Origin of the sequence: Nostocoides japonicum T1-X7 (genome assembly GCF_001046855.1) — a bacterium.
GTDB lineage: Bacteria > Actinomycetota > Actinomycetes > Actinomycetales > Dermatophilaceae > Nostocoides > Nostocoides japonicum.
In genome coordinates, this window is the sequence record NZ_HF570958.1 from 3,054,570 (window position 1) to 3,069,451 (window position 14,882).

Here is a 14,882-nt window from a genome sequence, read left to right on the forward strand (position 1 = left end):
GGTGCGGGGCGGGTCGGCCGGGTGGGTCATCTCCATCGGCTACCTCGGGCTGACCCGCGCCGAGCGGCCCTTCACCGCCTGGACGCCGCTCTACGACCTCCTCCCCTGGGAGGCCCGGCGGCGTCGCGCGCGGGGACCGGCTCGTCGAGGAGCTCGACAAGGCGCTCCGTCGCTGGGCGGGTTCCGACCCGGATCGTCGGGACCGGGCCGCCTTCGCCTTCGGGTCCGGAGAGCGGCCGTGGCGGCCCGAGCTCGCGCTGCAGCGCTACGAGCTGCTGTGGGAGGCGGGTCTGGTCGCCGAGTCCGCACCGGACCGCACCGGCCTGGCGCTCCTCACCGGCGACGCGATGGCCCTCGACCACCGCCGGATCCTCGCGACGGGGCTGTCCCGGCTCCGGGCGACGATCCAGTACCGGCCCGTCGTCTTCGAGCTGCTCCCGGAGACCTTCACCCTCGGGCAGCTGCAGGACGTCGTCGAGGCGATCGCCGGGCAGCTGGTCCACAAGCAGAACTTCCGCCGGGTCGTCGAGCAGCAGGACGCGCTCGTCGAGCCCACGGACGAGGTGGCCCACGCGACGGGTGGCCGGCCGGCGCGGCTCTACCGGTTCCGTCGCGAGGTGCTGACCGAGCGGGCCCAGGTCGGAACCAAGCTGCCGCGCTCCCGCTGAGCGTCGAACCGGGTCGCGGTATGTCGACCCCGCCGGAGCGTCGCCCGATACCTCGATCCGGCGGGGCCCTCCGGGGTGGAGGTATCCCGACTCCGGAGGAGCCGCCGCGTCGCCCAATACCTCGATTGGGTGGTGCCCTCCCGGGGTGGAGGTATCCAGATCCCACGAGAACGTTGCCCGATACCTCGATCCGGCGGGGCCTTGCGGGGTGGAGGTATCCAGATCCCACGAGAGCGTCGCCCAATACCTCGATCCGGCGGGGCCTTCCGGGGTGGAGGTATCCAGATCCCACGAGAGCGTCGCCCAATACCTCGATTGGGTGGTGCCCTCCCAGGGTGGAGGTATCCCGACCCCACGAGAACGTCGTTCGATACCTCCATTCGATGGAGGTCCTTCGGGGTCGAGGTGTGTCGACCCCGCCGGAGCGTCGACTGTTACCTCGATTCGGCGGGGCCCTCCGGGGTGGAGGTATCCCGACCCCTCCAGAAGATCGTTCCGTACCTCGATTCGGTGGGGCCTTCCGGGGTCGAGGTATCCAGATCCCACGAGAACGTCGCCCGATACCTCGATCCGGCGGGGCCTTCCGGGGTGGAGGTATCCCGACTCCGGAGGAGCCGCCGCGTCGCCCGATACCTCGACTCGGCGGGGCCCTCCGGGGTCGAGGTATACGGACCCCACGAGAACGTCCCCCGATACCTCGATCCGGCGGGGCCCTCCGGGGTGGAGGTATCCAGATCCCACGAGAACGTCGTTCCGTACCTCGATCCGGCGGGGCCTTCCGGGGTGGAGGTATCCAGATCCCACGAGAGCGTCGCCCAATACCTCCATTCGATGGAGGTCCTTCGGGGTCGAGGTGTGTCGACCCCGCCGGAGCGTCGACGGTTACCTCGACTCGGTGGGCCCCTTCGGGGTCGAGGTATACGGACCCCTGTGCGTGGTCGGTGAGGAGGAGGGGATATGCTCAGTTCTAGCATTTGCTCAGCCTGAGCAGATCCGAGGACGCCAGAGGTGCGAGATGAGCGTGACGGTTCCCGTCCGGCGGGCGAGCGACGTGGCATACGAGCGGGTGCGGGGCGTCGTGCCCGAGGTGGAGTGGGCGACGTTCGCCGACGACGTCGACGCGATCGACCGCCTCAAGCGCGAGCACGACGCCGTCGTCCTCGCCCACAACTACATGACGCCGGAGATCTTCCACGGCGTCGCCGACATCGCGGGGGACTCGCTCGCTCTCGCCCGGGAGGCGCAGAGCGTCGAGGCGAGCACGATCGTCCTCGCCGGCGTCCACTTCATGGCCGAGACGGCCAAGCTGCTCAACCCGGCCAAGCGGGTCCTCATCCCCGACCTGCGCGCCGGCTGCTCGCTCGCGGAGAGCATCACGCCGGAGGACGTCCTCGCGCTGCGGGCGGCCCATCCCGGGGTCCCCGTCGTCACCTACGTCAACACCTCGGCGGCCGTCAAGGCGGTGAGCGACATCTGCTGCACGTCGGGCAACGCCGTGAAGGTCATCGAGTCGCTCGGCGTCGAGGAGGTCATCATGGTCCCCGACCAGTACCTCGCCCGGAACATCGCCGCACAGACCGGGGTCCGCGTCATCACCCACCCGGGCGCGTGCGAGGTCCACGAACGGTTCACCCCGGCCGACATCGCGACGATCCGCGCCGACCACCCCGGCGTCACCGTCCTCGCCCACCCCGAGTGCCCGCCCGAGGTCGTCGACGCCGCCGACGCATCGGGCTCCACGGCCCAGATGATCGACTTCGTCACCCGGGAGCACCCTCGGACCGTCGCGCTCATCACGGAGTGCTCGATGAGCGACAACGTCGCGGCGGAGCATCCCGACGTCGAGTTCGTCCGGCCCTGCAACCTCTGTCCGCACATGAAGCGCAACACCCTGCGGGCCATCCGCCTCGCCCTCGAGACGGGTCGCCACGAGGTGACGGTCGACCCGGCCCTCGCGGCCCCGGCACGCCGGGCCATCGAGCGGATGCTGGAGGTCCGGTGAGCGCCCGGCCCCGGCCCGTCGTCGTCGGCTCGGGACTCGCCGGGCTCACGACGGCGGCCGGACTCGCCGACCACGGGTGCCTCCTGGTCACCGCGGGCTCGCTGACCGAGGGCGCGGCGAGCATGTGGGCCCAGGGCGGCATCGCCGCGGCGGTCGGGCCGGGCGACTCGCCGGCTCTCCACGCGCAGGACACCCTCGTCGCCGGGGCGTATGCCGGCGACCCGGCGACGATCGCCCGGATCACCTCCGCTGCCCCGGGGGTCATCGAGGCGCTCGTCGCGGCGGGCGTCCCGTTCGACCGCGACGGTGCGGGGGAGCTCGCCCTCGGGCTGGAGGGCGGTCACTCGCGCCACCGGATCGTCCACGCCGGCGACCACAGCGGTGCCACGGTCACCTCGACCCTCGGCCGGCTCGTCGCCGCGCTGCCCGGCGTCGAGGTGCTCGAACGGCATACCACCGTATGCCTCGTGGCCGGCGCGTCCGGTGAGGTCGCCGGCCTCGTCGTCCGGGACGCCTCCGGTGCGGAGCGGGTCCTCGAGACCGACGCGATCGTCCTCGCGACCGGCGGGCTCGGCGGGCTGTTCCCCCACACGACGAACCCGCGGACCGCGCTCGGGCAGGGGGTCGCCCTCGCCGCCCGGGCCGGGGCCCGCACCGACGACCTGCACCTCGTCCAGTTCCACCCGACCGGTCTCGACGTCGGCCGCGACCCCATGCCGCTGCTCACCGAGGCCCTGCGGGGTGCGGGGGCGGTGCTCCTCGCGGACGGGCGGCGGTTCGTCGACGAGCTGCAGCCGCGGGACGTCGTCGCCGCCGCGGTGTGGGCGCAGCTGCAGCAGGGCCGGTCCGTCGTCCTCGACGCCCGGTCGGTGCCGGACGTCGCGACCCGGTTCCCGTCCGTCGCGGAGCTGTGCAGGGAGTCCGGTCTCGACGTCGCGGCCGACCTCCTGCCCGTGCGGCCGACGGTCCACTACGCGATGGGCGGGGTGACGGTCGACGCGCGCTCGCGGACGAGCGTCCCCGGGCTGTGGGCCGTCGGCGAGGTGTCGCGCACCGGCCTCCACGGCGCCAACCGGCTCGCCTCCAACTCCCTCCTCGAGGCCGTCGTGACGGGCCGGGCAGCCGCACAGGACGTCCTCGGCGACCCCGCGCGCGTCGTCGGGTGGTCCGCCGTGCCGGCCCCCGAGGTCGCGAGCGTCGTGCCGTCCGAGCGGTATGCGAGCCGTCGGGGGTCGCCGTCGCTGGCGGACGTCCGGTCCCTCCTCGGCGAGGCGTGCGGCGTGCTCCGGGACGGGCCGACGCTCCGGTCCGCCGTCGAGCAGCTCGACCCGCATACCGGCGACGACGTGGCCTACGCGGCGTGGCTCGTCGCGAGATCGGCCCTCGCCCACCCGCACAGCATCGGCGCGCACCGCCGCACCGACGACCCCGCCGTCCGTGAGGAGATCCCGGCATGACCTTCGACCCCGCCCTGACCCGCGTCGTGACGACCGCTCTCGAGGAGGACCTCGGCGAGGTCGGCGACCTCACGACGAGGCTCACCGTTCCCGCCGAGGCGACGGGAACGGCATACCTCGTCGTCCGTGAGGAGGGCGTGCTCTCGGGAACCGCAGCGTTCACGCAGACGTACGCCACGCTCGACCCGCGCGTCGAGATCCGTTGGTGGGCAACGGATAGCGACCTCGTCGCGCCGGGGACGAAGGTCGCCGAGCTCACCGGGCCGGCGCGCTCCCTGCTCACCGGGGAGCGGGTGTCGCTCAACCTTCTCGGCCGGCTGTCCGGCATCGCGACGCGCACCCGGACCTTCGTGCGGCTCGTCGAGGGGACCCCGACCCAGATCGTCGACACGCGGAAGACGACGCCGGGGCTCCGGGCGCTCGAGAAGGCCGCGGTGCGGGACGGGGGAGGGGCCAACCACCGGTTCGGGCTCCACGACGCCGTCCTCGTCAAGGACAACCACATCGGGCTCGGCGGCGGTCTGCGGGCCGTCCTCGACCGCCTCGCGGACGGCGCCGGCCACCTCGTCCAGGTCGAGGTGGAGGTCGACACGCTCGACCAGCTCGACGAGTTGCTCGCCTACGACGCGGCGCGGGTCTCGGCCGGGGTCGCGCCCGTCGTCCACGCCGTGCTCCTCGACAACATGTCGCCGGACCAGGTCGCCGCCGGGATGGCTCGGGTGCGTGCCCATCCGGCACCGGTCGTCGTCGAGGTGAGCGGCGGGGTGACCGAGTCGACGGTCCGCGCCCTCGCCGAGGCCGGCGCCGACGTCATCTCCGTCGGCGCGCTGACCCACAGCGTCCGCTGCCTCGACGTCGCCCTCGACGAGGGCTGACCCGGCAGGGTGGGCGGGAGCCCGGTTCGGCAGGTGCGGGCTTTCCGTGGGCGAACCGCGTCGGCGACCACGACAACCCCGCACGTGCCGAGTTGTTGTCGTCCCGATCGGGTTTCGACGACATCTTCTCGGCACGTGCGGCGGGCAGCCCCGCACGTGCCGACGGTGGGGGCGGGGGAGAATGGCGGGCATGAGTGCCGCGACGACCGCCCCGCCCGCCCTCGACCTGTCGGCCGACGTCGTCGACCTCACGGCCGCGATCTGTGACATCGAGTCGGTGAGCCTCGCCGAGCAGACCCTCTGCGACGCCATCGAGGCCGCGCTCGCCGGGCTCGCCCACCTCGAGGTCACCCGGATCGGCAACTCCCTCGTCGCCCGCACCGAGCTGGGCCGCCCCGAGCGGGTCGTCCTCGCCGGCCACATCGACACCGTCCCGCTCACCGACCCGCCGAACCTCCCCGTCCGCCGCACCGGCGACGAGCTCGTCGGACGGGGGACGGTCGACATGAAGGGCGGCGTGGCCGTCCAGCTCAAGGTCGCCGCCCAGGTGCCCGAGCCCGGCCGCGACATCACCTTCGTCTTCTACGAGGGCGAGGAGATCGACAGCAGGTACAACGGGCTGCGGCTCATCCAGGAGGCCCGCCCGGACCTGCTCGAGGCCGACTTCGCCGTCCTTCTCGAGCCGACGAGCGCCCGGGTCGAGGCGGGCTGCAAGGGCACGCTCCGCGCCGAGGTGACGACGACGGGGGTCGCGGCCCACAGCGCCCGCCCCTGGAACGGCCACAACGCGATCCACGACGCCGCGACGGTCCTCGGCCGGCTCGCGGCGTACGAGGCGGCGACCGTCCCCGTCGACGGGCTCGACTACCACGAGGCGATGCAGGCGACGGGTATCCGGGGCGGCATCGCGGGGAACGTCATCCCCGACCGGTGCGTCACGACCGTCAACTACCGGTATGCCCCGTCGGTGTCCGAGGCCGAGGCCGAGCTCGTCGTCCGGGAGCTGTTCGAAGGGTTCGGTATCGAGATCGTCGACAACGCCGGCGGCGCGCGGCCCGGTCTCGACCTCGCCGCCGCGAAGGACTTCGTCGCCGCGCTCGGCGTCGAGGTCGTCGCGAAGGAGGGCTGGACGGACGTCGCGCGGTTCTCGGCGCTCGGCATACCAGCGGTCAACTTCGGGCCCGGCGACCCCAACCTCGCCCACCACGACGAGGAGCGGTGTCCGGTCACCGAGCTCGCAGCCTGCGAGGCCGCCCTGCTCCGCTGGCTCGCATAGCGTCCGCCGTTAGGGTTGAGGGCGTGAACGACGGGACGGACGGGGGCGACAGGCGGGCCGCCGGTCCCTGGTCGGAGTCGTCCGAGTCCGAGGCTTTCGGGTTCCCGAAGGATGGAGTCGACGGTGAATACCGGTCCGGCCCGGTCGTCATGCGGCGGGCCCGGATCCCGTCGACGACGACCGACCAGCGGCTCCTCGACGACCGGGGTCCGACCGACTGGCTCCACTCGGATCCGTGGCGGATCATGCGGATGCAGTCGGAGTTCGTCTCCGGCTTCGGGGCTCTCGCGGAGCTCGGCCCGGCGATCAGCGTCTTCGGCTCCGCGCGGTCCCGCCCGGGGGACTGGGCCTTCGACACGGGCGTCGCGCTCGGTGCCGCCCTCGTCCGGGCCGGGTATGCCGTCATCACCGGAGGCGGTCCGGGCGCCATGGAGGCGGCCAACCGGGGTGCCGTCGAGGCCGGCGGCACGTCGGTCGGACTCGGCATCGAGCTGCCCTTCGAGGCGGGACTCAACGAGTACGTCGACCTCGGCGTCAACTTCCGCTACTTCTTCGTCCGCAAGACGATGTTCGTCAAGTATGCGCAGGGCTTCGTCGTCCTGCCCGGCGGGTTCGGGACCCTTGACGAGCTCTTCGAGGCGGTCACCCTCGTCCAGACCCGCAAGGTCACCTCCTTCCCCATCGTCCTGCTCGGCCGCGCCTACTGGAGCGGCCTGCTCGACTGGCTGCGCACGTCGGCACTCGCCGCGGGGACGGTCAACGAGAGGGACCTCGAGCTGCTCTCGATCACCGACGACGTCGCCGAGGCCGTGCGCATCGTCGTCGAGGGGTGCGACGGGTGATCTGGGTCTTCTTCATCGTCGTCGCCCTCGGGCTCCTCGCGGTCTTCGCGGCGCTCGTCACCGGCCGGATGCGGTACGACCCGCTGTCCGAGGCCGTCACCTCCCAGCACGACCCCGGGCTGCCGGAGGCCCCGCACGCCCGGGACGTCGACGGCGTCCGCTTCGACCGGGCCCTCCGCGGCTACCGGATGGACCAGGTCGACGAGGTCCTCGACGCCCTCCGCGACACGATGGCGCACCAGGAGGCGACGATCGCCGCGCTGCGGCGCGGCGAGGAGGCTCCGGCGCCCGGGGGGACGGACGCCGAGGCCGCGAGGACGGCCGAGGGCGAGCCGGGGATCGGCGCGGCGGCGGCCGGCGACGGGCCGGCCCACCGAGGACCCGAGGGCCGACGCGCATGACGTTCACCCTGCGGCATACCTCGACAGCCTCTCCGGACCGGGTCTGGGCCGTCGTCACGGACGTCGCCAGGCACGGCGACCACGTGCCCGCCACCGCCGTGCACACCGACGCGGGACCCAAGCGCCTCGGATGGGGGTTCACGGCGCGGACCGCCGTCGGGCCGGCGCACGTCGACGACACGATGGTCCTGTCCGTCTGGGACCCGCCGCACCGGATGCGCGTCGTCAAGGTGGGCCGGATGCTGCGCGGCTGGGCCGAGGCGACCGTCGAGCCGGGTCCGGACGGCGGCAGCGTCCTCACGTGGCGGGAGAGCATCGTCCCGCCCGGCCTGCCCCGCGCACTCCACGGGGTCGCGGACCGGATCGCCGGCCCCGCATACGACCGCGTCCTGCGCTCACTGCTCGCCACGGCGGAGGAGGCGGGATGAGCGACGTCGTCGTCGGCGAGGACGGCGTCCCGAGGTGCGCGTGGGGGGCGAGCAGCCCCGCGTACGTCACCTACCACGACGAGGAGTGGGGCCGGCCCGTCCACGGCGAGTCCGCGCTCTTCGAGCGGGTGACGCTCGAGGGGTTCCAGTCGGGCCTGTCGTGGCTCACGATCCTGCGCAAGCGACCGGGGTTCCGGGACGCGTTCGACGGCTTCGACGCCGAGAAGGTCGCGGCCTACGGCGAGCAGGACCGGGCCCGCCTCATGGCGGACACGCGCATCGTCCGCAACAACCGCAAGGTCGACGCGGCGATCACGAACGCCCGCGCCGTCGTGGCCCTCCGGGAGTCCGGCGGTCTCGACGCGTTCATGTGGTCCTACGCACCCGCCCACCACGCATCGCCGGCGTCGTTCGCCGAGGTGCCCGCTTCGAGCCCCGAGTCGGTCGCCCTCGCCAAGGCGCTCAAGCGCGCCGGCTTCGTCTTCGTCGGGCCGACGACGATGTATGCCGCGATGCAGGCGTGCGGCCTCGTCGACGACCACGTGGCCGGATGCCACCGAGCCGCCGAACGATGAGCCGGCAGCTCGTCGTCCGGGCCTCCCTCGTCTACCTCGGGCTGCGCCTGGTCAGCGCACTCCTGCTGTGGCGGGCCTCCGCGGACCAGCCGTTCTTCGCCCCGTGGACGAGCGCGCACCCCGGCTATCTCGACATGACCGTCCTCTGGGACGGCTCGTGGTACCGCCAGATCGCCGAGCACGGCTACCCCAGCGTCCTGCCCGTGGACCAGAACGGCTTCGTGGCCCAGAACGTCTGGGCCTTCTACCCCGCATACCCCCTCGCCGTCCGGCTCCTCATCGCCCTCACCGGCGGCTCCTTCGCGCTCGTCGGGTCGACGCTCTCCCTCGTCCTCGGCTGGGTCGCGGCCGTCCTCATGGCGGGACTGCTCGCCAAGCGCATCCGTCCCGGCCTCGCCCTCGCGGCGATGGCCGTGTGGGCGGCGTTCCCCGCCTCGCCGATCCTCCAGGTGACCTATGCCGAGAGCGCGTCGATGCTCGCCCTCGTCCTCGCCCTGTGGCTGCTCGTCGAGCGCTGGTGGGCGGCATTCGGGGTCCTGGCGGTCGTCGTCGGCCTCACGCGTCCCATCGCGGCCCCCCTGGGCCTCGTCCTCCTCGTCGCGCTCGTCGTCCGGTGGCGGGAGCGCCGCACGGTGCCGGTCGAGCGCTCGGAGACGGTCGGGATGGCGGTCGCGCTCGCCGGCACCGCACTCGGCACGGTCATCTGGCCGGCCGTCGCCTGGCTGCGGACCGGCCGGCTCGACGCCTACTCGCAGACGGAGGCCGCCTGGCGCTCCGACCACCGGCTGCGGTGGGGCCACGGCTGGGTCTCGATCACCGAGTGGGCGCTGCGGGGGCTGCCGCACCCGAAGGTGCTCGCACCGATCCTCCTCGCCGCGCTCGTCGTCGGCCTGCTCCTCGCCGTCCTCGGGCCGTGGGCGACCCGGCTCGGACCCGAGCTGCGGGCCTGGTGCCTCGCCTACCCGCTCTACATCGTCCTCGTCGTCGACCCCTTCACGGCGGTCTTCCGGTTCGCGCTGCCGCTCTTCCCCCTCACCGCGGTCTTCGTCGGGGGCGCGCGGGCGGGCGAGCCGGCGCGCTCCTGGCGGGTGCGGACCGTCGTCCTCGTCGGCGCCGGCCTCGTCCTGCAGGTCGCGTGGATCTGGAAGCTGCTGCGCTTCGTCCCTCCCTCGGACTACCCGCCGTGACGGCCGCCCCGCCCCGCGACACGGCGCCGCCCACGATTTCCCGGGCCCGGCGGGCGTCGGCCGCCGCGCTCGCCCATCCCGTGCGGACCCTCCTCGTCGGGTATGCCGTGTCCCGGGTCGTCGTCCTCCTCGCCCTGTGGGTCGCGGCGACCTGGTTCCAGAACCCGGCCGGCGTCGCCCACCTGCACCCGACGATCGGGGACCTGTTCGGGCTGTGGGACGGGACGTGGTACGACCGGATCGTCCACAGCGGGTATCCGGTCCCCCTGCCCGTCGACCCGACGACGGGCCGGCTCACCTACAGCGCGTGGGCGTTCTACCCGGGCTTCCCCTACCTCGTGAAGCCGTTCGTCGCCCTCGGCGTGCCCTTCGTCGTCGCGGGGACCGTCGTCAACGCCCTGCTCGGCGCGCTCGCGACGGTGCTCGTCTGGGCCGTGCTCCGGTTCGGGCTCCACGCCGAGCCCCAGGCGGCCCGGGAGCGGCTCGCCCTCGTCGGTGCCCTGCTGTGGACCCTCCATCCGGCGACGACGGTCCTCCTCCAGCCCTACTCCGAGGGCCTCGCCGTCGTCCTCGTCGCCCTCTGCCTCCTGCTCCTCATGCAGCGTCGGTACGTCGCCGTGTCGGGCGTCGCCGTCCTCCTCGGGCTCACCCGCGCCGTCGCTCCCGCCATCGGCCTCGTCGTCCTCGTCCACCTCGTCGTCCGGTGGCGTGAGGACCGCGCGGCCGGTCGACGCCCTCTCGGGGGGCAGCGGGCCACCGTCGTCGTCATGCTCGTCGTGACGGCCGTCTCCGGCCTCCTGTGGCCGGCGATCGCGGGCTGGTCGAGCGGCATACCGACCGCCTTCTTCCAGGTCCAGGCCGCCTGGGGGCAGAAGCCGACCGAGGGCCCCTTCGTCCTCTGGCTCGACTGGGCGTGGGGGACCAGGGGCGCGTTCTCCGTCGCGGTCCTCCTCGGGTGCGTCGCGACCTACCTCGCCCTCGTCCTCGGCCGGCACGGGCGGTGGCTGCCCATCGAGATCCGTGCGTGGGCCGTCGCATACCCCCTCTACATCGTCGCGGTCGTGCGCCCCATCACGAGCATGTGGCGCTTCCTGCTCCTCGACTTCCCGGTCGCGGCCCTCGTCGCGTCGGTCGCGCTGCGCACCTCGACGGGCGCCCAGGTCGTGCCGCACTGGCGCCGCCGGGTCGCCGTCATCGCGGTCGTCCTCGCCGTCGGCGTCGTGTGGTGGACGTGTGCCGTGTGGGTCTACACCCCGTGGGGCTCCCGCCCCCCGTGAGCCGCCGATCCCTCGACCGCGGCGAGCCTTCCGCAGTCGAGGACTCCCTCAGCGGCCGTGGAAGACGGGCCGCTCCTTCGCGACGAACGCCTCGACCGCGTCCCGGTGGTCCTGCGTCGCGCCCGTCGTCCGCATCGACGCGCCCTCCGCAGCAAGGGCGTCGGCGAGCGTCGAGACGGGGCCGTCGGCGACGAGGTGCCGGATCGCGGCGAAGGCGAGGGTCGGTCCCGCCGCCAGCCGGTCGGCGAGCTCGGCCACGGCGGCGTCGAACCCGTCCGTGGGGACGACGTGGGTCGCGAGGCCGAGCTCCAGGCACTCCTGCGCCGGCACGCTTCGAGGGAACATGAGCAGGTCCTTGGCCCGGGCCGGGCCGACGAGCCGGGGGAGCCAGTACGACGCGCCGGAGTCGCACGACAGGCCGATGCCGGCGAACGCCGTCGTCATCGACGCCGACTCCGCCATGACGCGGAAGTCCGCGGCGAGCGCGAAGGACATGCCGGCTCCCGCGGCGACTCCGCCCAGCGCCGCGACGACCGGCTTGTCCATCGTCGCGAGGGTCGTCGCGATGGGGTTGTAGTGGTCCGCGACCGTCGTCGAGAGCTCGCCGCTCCCGGCGGTCAGGTTCGCGACGTGCTCCCGGAGGTCCTGCCCGACGCAGAAGGCGCGGCCGGTGCCGGTGAGGACGACGCAGCGCACCCCGTCGTCGGCGGCCACCTCGGCGAGCGCGTCCCGCAGCGCGACCTTGGTGGGCAGGTCGAGGGCGTTGAGGGCGTCGGGACGGTCGATGCGGACGGTGGCGACACCGGAGGCGGAGCGGTCGACGACGACGGTGGCTTCGGTCATGACGCCCATTCTGTCGGATGGGGTGAGTCGGATTTCGTCACCTCCCAGCCGTGCGCGATAATGGACGAGCCACGTGCCGCGGTCCGACCCGGCACTGACTCACGGACCGTGGGTTTCGCACGCGAGGGGTGAACAGCGCTCCTTCGGACCGAGAAGGGAATGACATGGCGGCAATGAAGCCCCGCACGGGCGACGGGCCTCTCGAGGTCACCAAGGAGGGCCGCGGGATCGTCCTGCGGATGCCCTTGGAGGGCGGCGGCCGTCTCGTCGTGGAGATGACCCCGGACGAGGTCCGGGCGCTCGGCGACGCGATCGACAACTGTGACGGGCTGAAGTAGACCTGCCGCGCCCGACGGCGCGGCGCGGAGGGCCCCCGACCACGATCGGTCGGGGGCCCTCGGTATGCGGGTCGTGCGCCGGCCCCGGCCGTGCGCCCGTCCCCTCCGGAATCCCTCTCCGGCGCCGTCGGACTGCGCGTCGCGTGCCCGACCCGAGGGAGCCGCATAGGCTTCCCCGGGTGAACGCACAGCGTGTGGTGGCCGTCCTCAACGGCCCGAACCTCAACCTCCTCGGCGAGCGCGAGCCCGAGATCTACGGTCACGAGACGCTCGCGGACGTCGAGGCGCGGTGCCGCCACGAGGCCGCCAGGCACGGGCTCGCCGTCGACTTCCGGCAGACCAACCACGAGGGCGACTTCATCGACTGGATCCACGAGCTGCGGCACAGCGCAGCCGGTTTCGTCGTCAACGCGGCCGGCTGGACGCATACGTCCATCGCGATCCACGATGCCCTCGCCGCCGTCGCCGGTCCGGTCGTCGAGGTCCACATCTCCGACGTCCACGCCCGTGAGGACTTCCGGCACCACTCGTACGTCACGCCGGTCGCCGCCCTGGTCATCGTCGGCCACGGCGTGACCGGCTACGAGGAGGCCGTGGCCGAGATCGCGGCCCGGGTGGGCGCCGAGGGATGACGTCGCAGGTCAGGCGGTATGCCGAGCGCTGAGACGCGGGTGTACGGGCCCGTGGGCGCTCGTTAGCGTGGGCCGCCACGAACCCGAATCCCGAAGGAGCAGCCATGAACGCCGGATACGGCCTCGCCGTGCGATGGTCGCTGAAGGACGCCCCCGCCAACGTCGCGGGGGAGCTGCGCGAGTACGTCGTCGGCACCTCGATGGCCCGCTTCATGTTCCTCGACGGGCTGGCCTTCAAGGTGTGGCGGATGGTCGAGGGCGAGTGGTTCGAGGGGACCTACGTCTTCGACACGGCGATGGCCCGCGACGAGTTCGAGGCCGACTTCGCCACGGGGGCCGAGGCGTCGCCCGGCAGCAAGATCATCGGCTCGGCGCCGGTGAGCATCGAGCGCTACGAGGTCGTCGCCATCGCCGAGGGGCCCGAGCGGTTCCGCCGCGGCCCCGGTCCGGCAGGCGCCTGACGCAGCCGGGTCCCCCGGCCGGCTACCGCTTGACCGCCGCGAAGACGCCGTCGCCGACCGGCAGGAGGGTGCCGAGCAGCCGCTCGTCGTCGCGCAGCGCCTTGCCGAGGTCGCGGAGGGTCACCGTCTCCCCGTCGCGGACGGCGGGGTCGGCGACCCGGTCGTGCCACAGCATGTTGTCGAGGGCGAGGACACCGCCGGTGCGCAGCAACCGGATCCCGTGGGCGACGTACTGCGGGTAGGACCCCTTGTCGGCGTCGATGACCACCATGTCGTACGCGCCGTCGGTCATCCGGGGGAGGACGTCGAGGGCGGCTCCGGTGATGACGCGGGTGCGCTGATGCGGGACGCCGGCCGCCAGGTAGGCCTGTCGCGCCGCCCGGCCGTGCTCGGCCTCGACGTCGATCGTCGTGAGGACGCCGTCGGGATGCATCCCCTGGAGCAGCCAGAGCCCGGACGTGCCGGCGCCGGTGCCGATCTCGATGACCGACTGGGCCCGGACGGCTGCCGCGAGGAGCCGGAGCGCGGCCCCCGCCCCCGTACCCACGGGTGTCGCACCGAGCTGGGCTCCACGCTCACGGGCTGCCGCGACGACCTCGTCCTCGGGGACGAACTCCTCGGCATACGACCAGCTGGCCGCCTTCAGTGCGCTCATGGAAGGAAACCCTACTTGCGCCACGAGGGTGGGAATCACAGACAGCGCACAGGTCGTTGGGGAACCATGGAGGGGACTTGGTCGTCAGGCAGGGTGACGGCCGTAGCGAAACGAGGTGAACAGGACGTGACCACGACCGACGAGGTCGGCGCGCCCGAGCAGCAGCCCATCCCCGAGGGATGGGTTCCCCCGACGTGGGAGGAGATCGTCGAACAGCACTCCGCCCGCGTGTACCGGCTCGCCTACCGGCTGACCGGCAACGTCCACGACGCCGAGGACCTCACGCACGACGTCTTCGTGCGGGTCTTCCGCTCGCTCGGCACCTACCGGCCGGGCACCTTCGAGGGCTGGCTGCACCGCATCACGACGAACGTCTTCCTCGACAAGATGCGCCGCAAGCAGCGGATCCGCTTCGATGCCCTCTCCGACGAGGCCTCGGCGCGGCTCGCGAGCCCCACGCCGGGGCCCGAGCAGACGGTCCACGACGCGCTCTTCGAGGACGACATCCAGCGGGCCCTCGACGCGCTCCAGCCCGACTTCCGCGCCGCCGTCGTCCTCTGCGACATCGAGGGGCTCGGCTACGAGGAGGTCGCGGCGACCCTCGGCGTCAAGCTCGGGACGGTCCGCTCGCGGATCCACCGGGGCCGCGCCCAGCTGCGGGAGGCGCTCGCGCACCGCGCCCCGACCCGACCGGCCGTCGAGGCCAAGCCCGCGGGTGGCCTGCGCAGCCGGGTCACCGGACCCGCTCTGCAGGGCACGCCGTGAGCCCCCTGCCGGGTCGCCGTTGCCTCGGCGACGAGATCAGCGAGTATGCCGCGGGCCGGCTCGACCCGCACTCGGCCCGGCAGTGGGACCTCCATCTCGTGGCCTGCGCGTCCTGTCGCGACGCCGTCGAGCAGGAGCGGCGCCTCCAGTCGGCCTTCTCCGCCGTCGCGCCGGCCATCCCGCCGAGCCTGCGGTCGACG

Annotated in this window: 18 protein-coding genes; 16 read left to right on the forward strand and 2 right to left on the reverse strand. The window is 73.2% G+C overall.

From position 1 onward, the window contains the following. The first annotated feature begins 347 nt into the window (after positions 1-347). The 11 genes from BN12_RS23435 (at position 348) to BN12_RS13780 (ending at position 10,988) form a co-directional block, all read left to right on the forward strand. Positions 348-668 (forward strand): NUDIX hydrolase, encoded by a 321-nt coding sequence (locus tag BN12_RS23435; protein WP_053080038.1) that lies wholly within the window; start codon positions 348-350, stop codon positions 666-668. Positions 669-1,683: 1,015 nt separating this feature from the next. Next, the gene (nadA, locus tag BN12_RS13735; protein ID WP_048553278.1) at positions 1,684-2,670 is read left to right on the forward strand and encodes a quinolinate synthase NadA; all 987 of its coding nucleotides are present in this window, start codon (positions 1,684-1,686) and stop codon (positions 2,668-2,670) included. Beyond that, positions 2,667-4,127, forward strand: a complete 1,461-nt coding sequence (locus BN12_RS13740) for an L-aspartate oxidase (RefSeq protein WP_048553280.1) — start codon at positions 2,667-2,669, stop codon at positions 4,125-4,127. The genes nadA and BN12_RS13740 overlap by 4 nt, the downstream gene beginning before the upstream one ends. After that, a complete protein-coding gene (nadC, locus tag BN12_RS13745; RefSeq protein WP_048553281.1) occupies positions 4,124-5,002 on the forward strand; it encodes a carboxylating nicotinate-nucleotide diphosphorylase in 879 nt (292 codons plus the stop codon). The genes BN12_RS13740 and nadC overlap by 4 nt, the downstream gene beginning before the upstream one ends. A gap of 190 nt (positions 5,003-5,192) precedes the next feature. Further along, the gene (gene dapE / locus BN12_RS13750; protein ID WP_048556408.1) at positions 5,193-6,278 is read left to right on the forward strand and encodes a succinyl-diaminopimelate desuccinylase; all 1,086 of its coding nucleotides are present in this window, start codon (positions 5,193-5,195) and stop codon (positions 6,276-6,278) included. A gap of 149 nt (positions 6,279-6,427) precedes the next feature. After that, positions 6,428-7,120: an LOG family protein gene (locus tag BN12_RS13755; protein ID WP_048556409.1), complete on the forward strand. Its 693-nt coding sequence runs from the start codon at positions 6,428-6,430 to the stop codon at positions 7,118-7,120. Beyond that, positions 7,117-7,521 (forward strand): DivIVA domain-containing protein, encoded by a 405-nt coding sequence (locus tag BN12_RS13760; RefSeq protein WP_235432407.1) that lies wholly within the window; start codon positions 7,117-7,119, stop codon positions 7,519-7,521. The genes BN12_RS13755 and BN12_RS13760 overlap by 4 nt, the downstream gene beginning before the upstream one ends. Beyond that, positions 7,518-7,949 carry an SRPBCC family protein gene (locus BN12_RS13765; RefSeq protein WP_048553284.1) on the forward strand — a complete coding sequence of 144 codons (432 nt, stop codon included), beginning with the start codon at positions 7,518-7,520 and terminating at the stop codon, positions 7,947-7,949. The genes BN12_RS13760 and BN12_RS13765 overlap by 4 nt, the downstream gene beginning before the upstream one ends. Then, positions 7,946-8,524 (forward strand): DNA-3-methyladenine glycosylase I, encoded by a 579-nt coding sequence (locus tag BN12_RS13770; RefSeq protein WP_048553286.1) that lies wholly within the window; start codon positions 7,946-7,948, stop codon positions 8,522-8,524. Before BN12_RS13765 ends, BN12_RS13770 begins: the two co-directional genes overlap by 4 nt. Then, the gene (locus BN12_RS13775; protein ID WP_048553288.1) at positions 8,521-9,711 is read left to right on the forward strand and encodes a hypothetical protein; all 1,191 of its coding nucleotides are present in this window, start codon (positions 8,521-8,523) and stop codon (positions 9,709-9,711) included. Before BN12_RS13770 ends, BN12_RS13775 begins: the two co-directional genes overlap by 4 nt. Next, complete coding sequence (locus BN12_RS13780) at positions 9,708-10,988, forward strand: hypothetical protein (RefSeq protein WP_053080039.1); 1,281 nt, start codon at positions 9,708-9,710, stop codon at positions 10,986-10,988. The genes BN12_RS13775 and BN12_RS13780 overlap by 4 nt, the downstream gene beginning before the upstream one ends. Positions 10,989-11,036: 48 nt before the next feature. Here the strand turns inward: BN12_RS13780 and BN12_RS13785 are convergent, their stop codons facing one another. Next, a complete protein-coding gene (locus BN12_RS13785; RefSeq protein WP_048556411.1) occupies positions 11,037-11,831 on the reverse strand; it encodes an enoyl-CoA hydratase/isomerase family protein in 795 nt (264 codons plus the stop codon). Positions 11,832-11,995: 164 nt separating this feature from the next. Here BN12_RS13785 and BN12_RS23835 point away from each other — a divergent pair, with 164 nt between their 5' ends. The 3 genes from BN12_RS23835 (at position 11,996) to BN12_RS13795 (ending at position 13,262) form a co-directional block, all read left to right on the forward strand. Beyond that, positions 11,996-12,169, forward strand: a complete 174-nt coding sequence (locus BN12_RS23835; protein WP_083454642.1) for a DUF3117 domain-containing protein — start codon at positions 11,996-11,998, stop codon at positions 12,167-12,169. Positions 12,170-12,348: 179 nt separating this feature from the next. Further along, positions 12,349-12,801: a type II 3-dehydroquinate dehydratase gene (gene aroQ, locus BN12_RS13790; RefSeq protein WP_048553290.1), complete on the forward strand. Its 453-nt coding sequence runs from the start codon at positions 12,349-12,351 to the stop codon at positions 12,799-12,801. Between the two features lie 104 nt (positions 12,802-12,905). Further along, a complete protein-coding gene (locus tag BN12_RS13795; protein WP_048553291.1) occupies positions 12,906-13,262 on the forward strand; it encodes a hypothetical protein in 357 nt (118 codons plus the stop codon). Between the two features lie 22 nt (positions 13,263-13,284). Here the strand turns inward: BN12_RS13795 and BN12_RS13800 are convergent, their stop codons facing one another. After that, positions 13,285-13,917 (reverse strand): O-methyltransferase, encoded by a 633-nt coding sequence (locus BN12_RS13800; protein ID WP_048553293.1) that lies wholly within the window; start codon positions 13,915-13,917, stop codon positions 13,285-13,287. Positions 13,918-14,043: 126 nt separating this feature from the next. Here BN12_RS13800 and sigE point away from each other — a divergent pair, with 126 nt between their 5' ends. Further along, positions 14,044-14,682 carry an RNA polymerase sigma factor SigE gene (gene sigE, locus BN12_RS13805; RefSeq protein ID WP_048553295.1) on the forward strand — a complete coding sequence of 213 codons (639 nt, stop codon included), beginning with the start codon at positions 14,044-14,046 and terminating at the stop codon, positions 14,680-14,682. Then, a partial coding sequence (locus BN12_RS25220; protein ID WP_048553297.1) for an anti-sigma factor occupies positions 14,679-14,882 on the forward strand: 204 nt, incomplete at its 3' end. The genes sigE and BN12_RS25220, both read left to right, overlap by 4 nt.

Coding starts and splice junctions, on each gene's coding strand:
- nadA (WP_048553278.1), top strand. CDS start 1,684: ATGAGCGTGACGGTTCCCGTCCGGCGGGCGAGCGACGTGGCATACGAG.
- BN12_RS13800 (WP_048553293.1), bottom strand. CDS start 13,917: ATGAGCGCACTGAAGGCGGCCAGCTGGTCGTATGCCGAGGAGTTCGTC.
- BN12_RS23835 (WP_083454642.1), top strand. CDS start 11,996: ATGGCGGCAATGAAGCCCCGCACGGGCGACGGGCCTCTCGAGGTCACC.
- BN12_RS13765 (WP_048553284.1), top strand. CDS start 7,518: ATGACGTTCACCCTGCGGCATACCTCGACAGCCTCTCCGGACCGGGTC.
- BN12_RS13795 (WP_048553291.1), top strand. CDS start 12,906: ATGAACGCCGGATACGGCCTCGCCGTGCGATGGTCGCTGAAGGACGCC.
- BN12_RS13770 (WP_048553286.1), top strand. CDS start 7,946: ATGAGCGACGTCGTCGTCGGCGAGGACGGCGTCCCGAGGTGCGCGTGG.
- BN12_RS13755 (WP_048556409.1), top strand. CDS start 6,428: ATGCGGCGGGCCCGGATCCCGTCGACGACGACCGACCAGCGGCTCCTC.
- BN12_RS13775 (WP_048553288.1), top strand. CDS start 8,521: ATGAGCCGGCAGCTCGTCGTCCGGGCCTCCCTCGTCTACCTCGGGCTG.
- nadC (WP_048553281.1), top strand. CDS start 4,124: ATGACCTTCGACCCCGCCCTGACCCGCGTCGTGACGACCGCTCTCGAG.
- BN12_RS13785 (WP_048556411.1), bottom strand. CDS start 11,831: ATGACCGAAGCCACCGTCGTCGTCGACCGCTCCGCCTCCGGTGTCGCC.
- dapE (WP_048556408.1), top strand. CDS start 5,193: ATGAGTGCCGCGACGACCGCCCCGCCCGCCCTCGACCTGTCGGCCGAC.
- BN12_RS23435 (WP_053080038.1), top strand. CDS start 348: ATGGCCCTCGACCACCGCCGGATCCTCGCGACGGGGCTGTCCCGGCTC.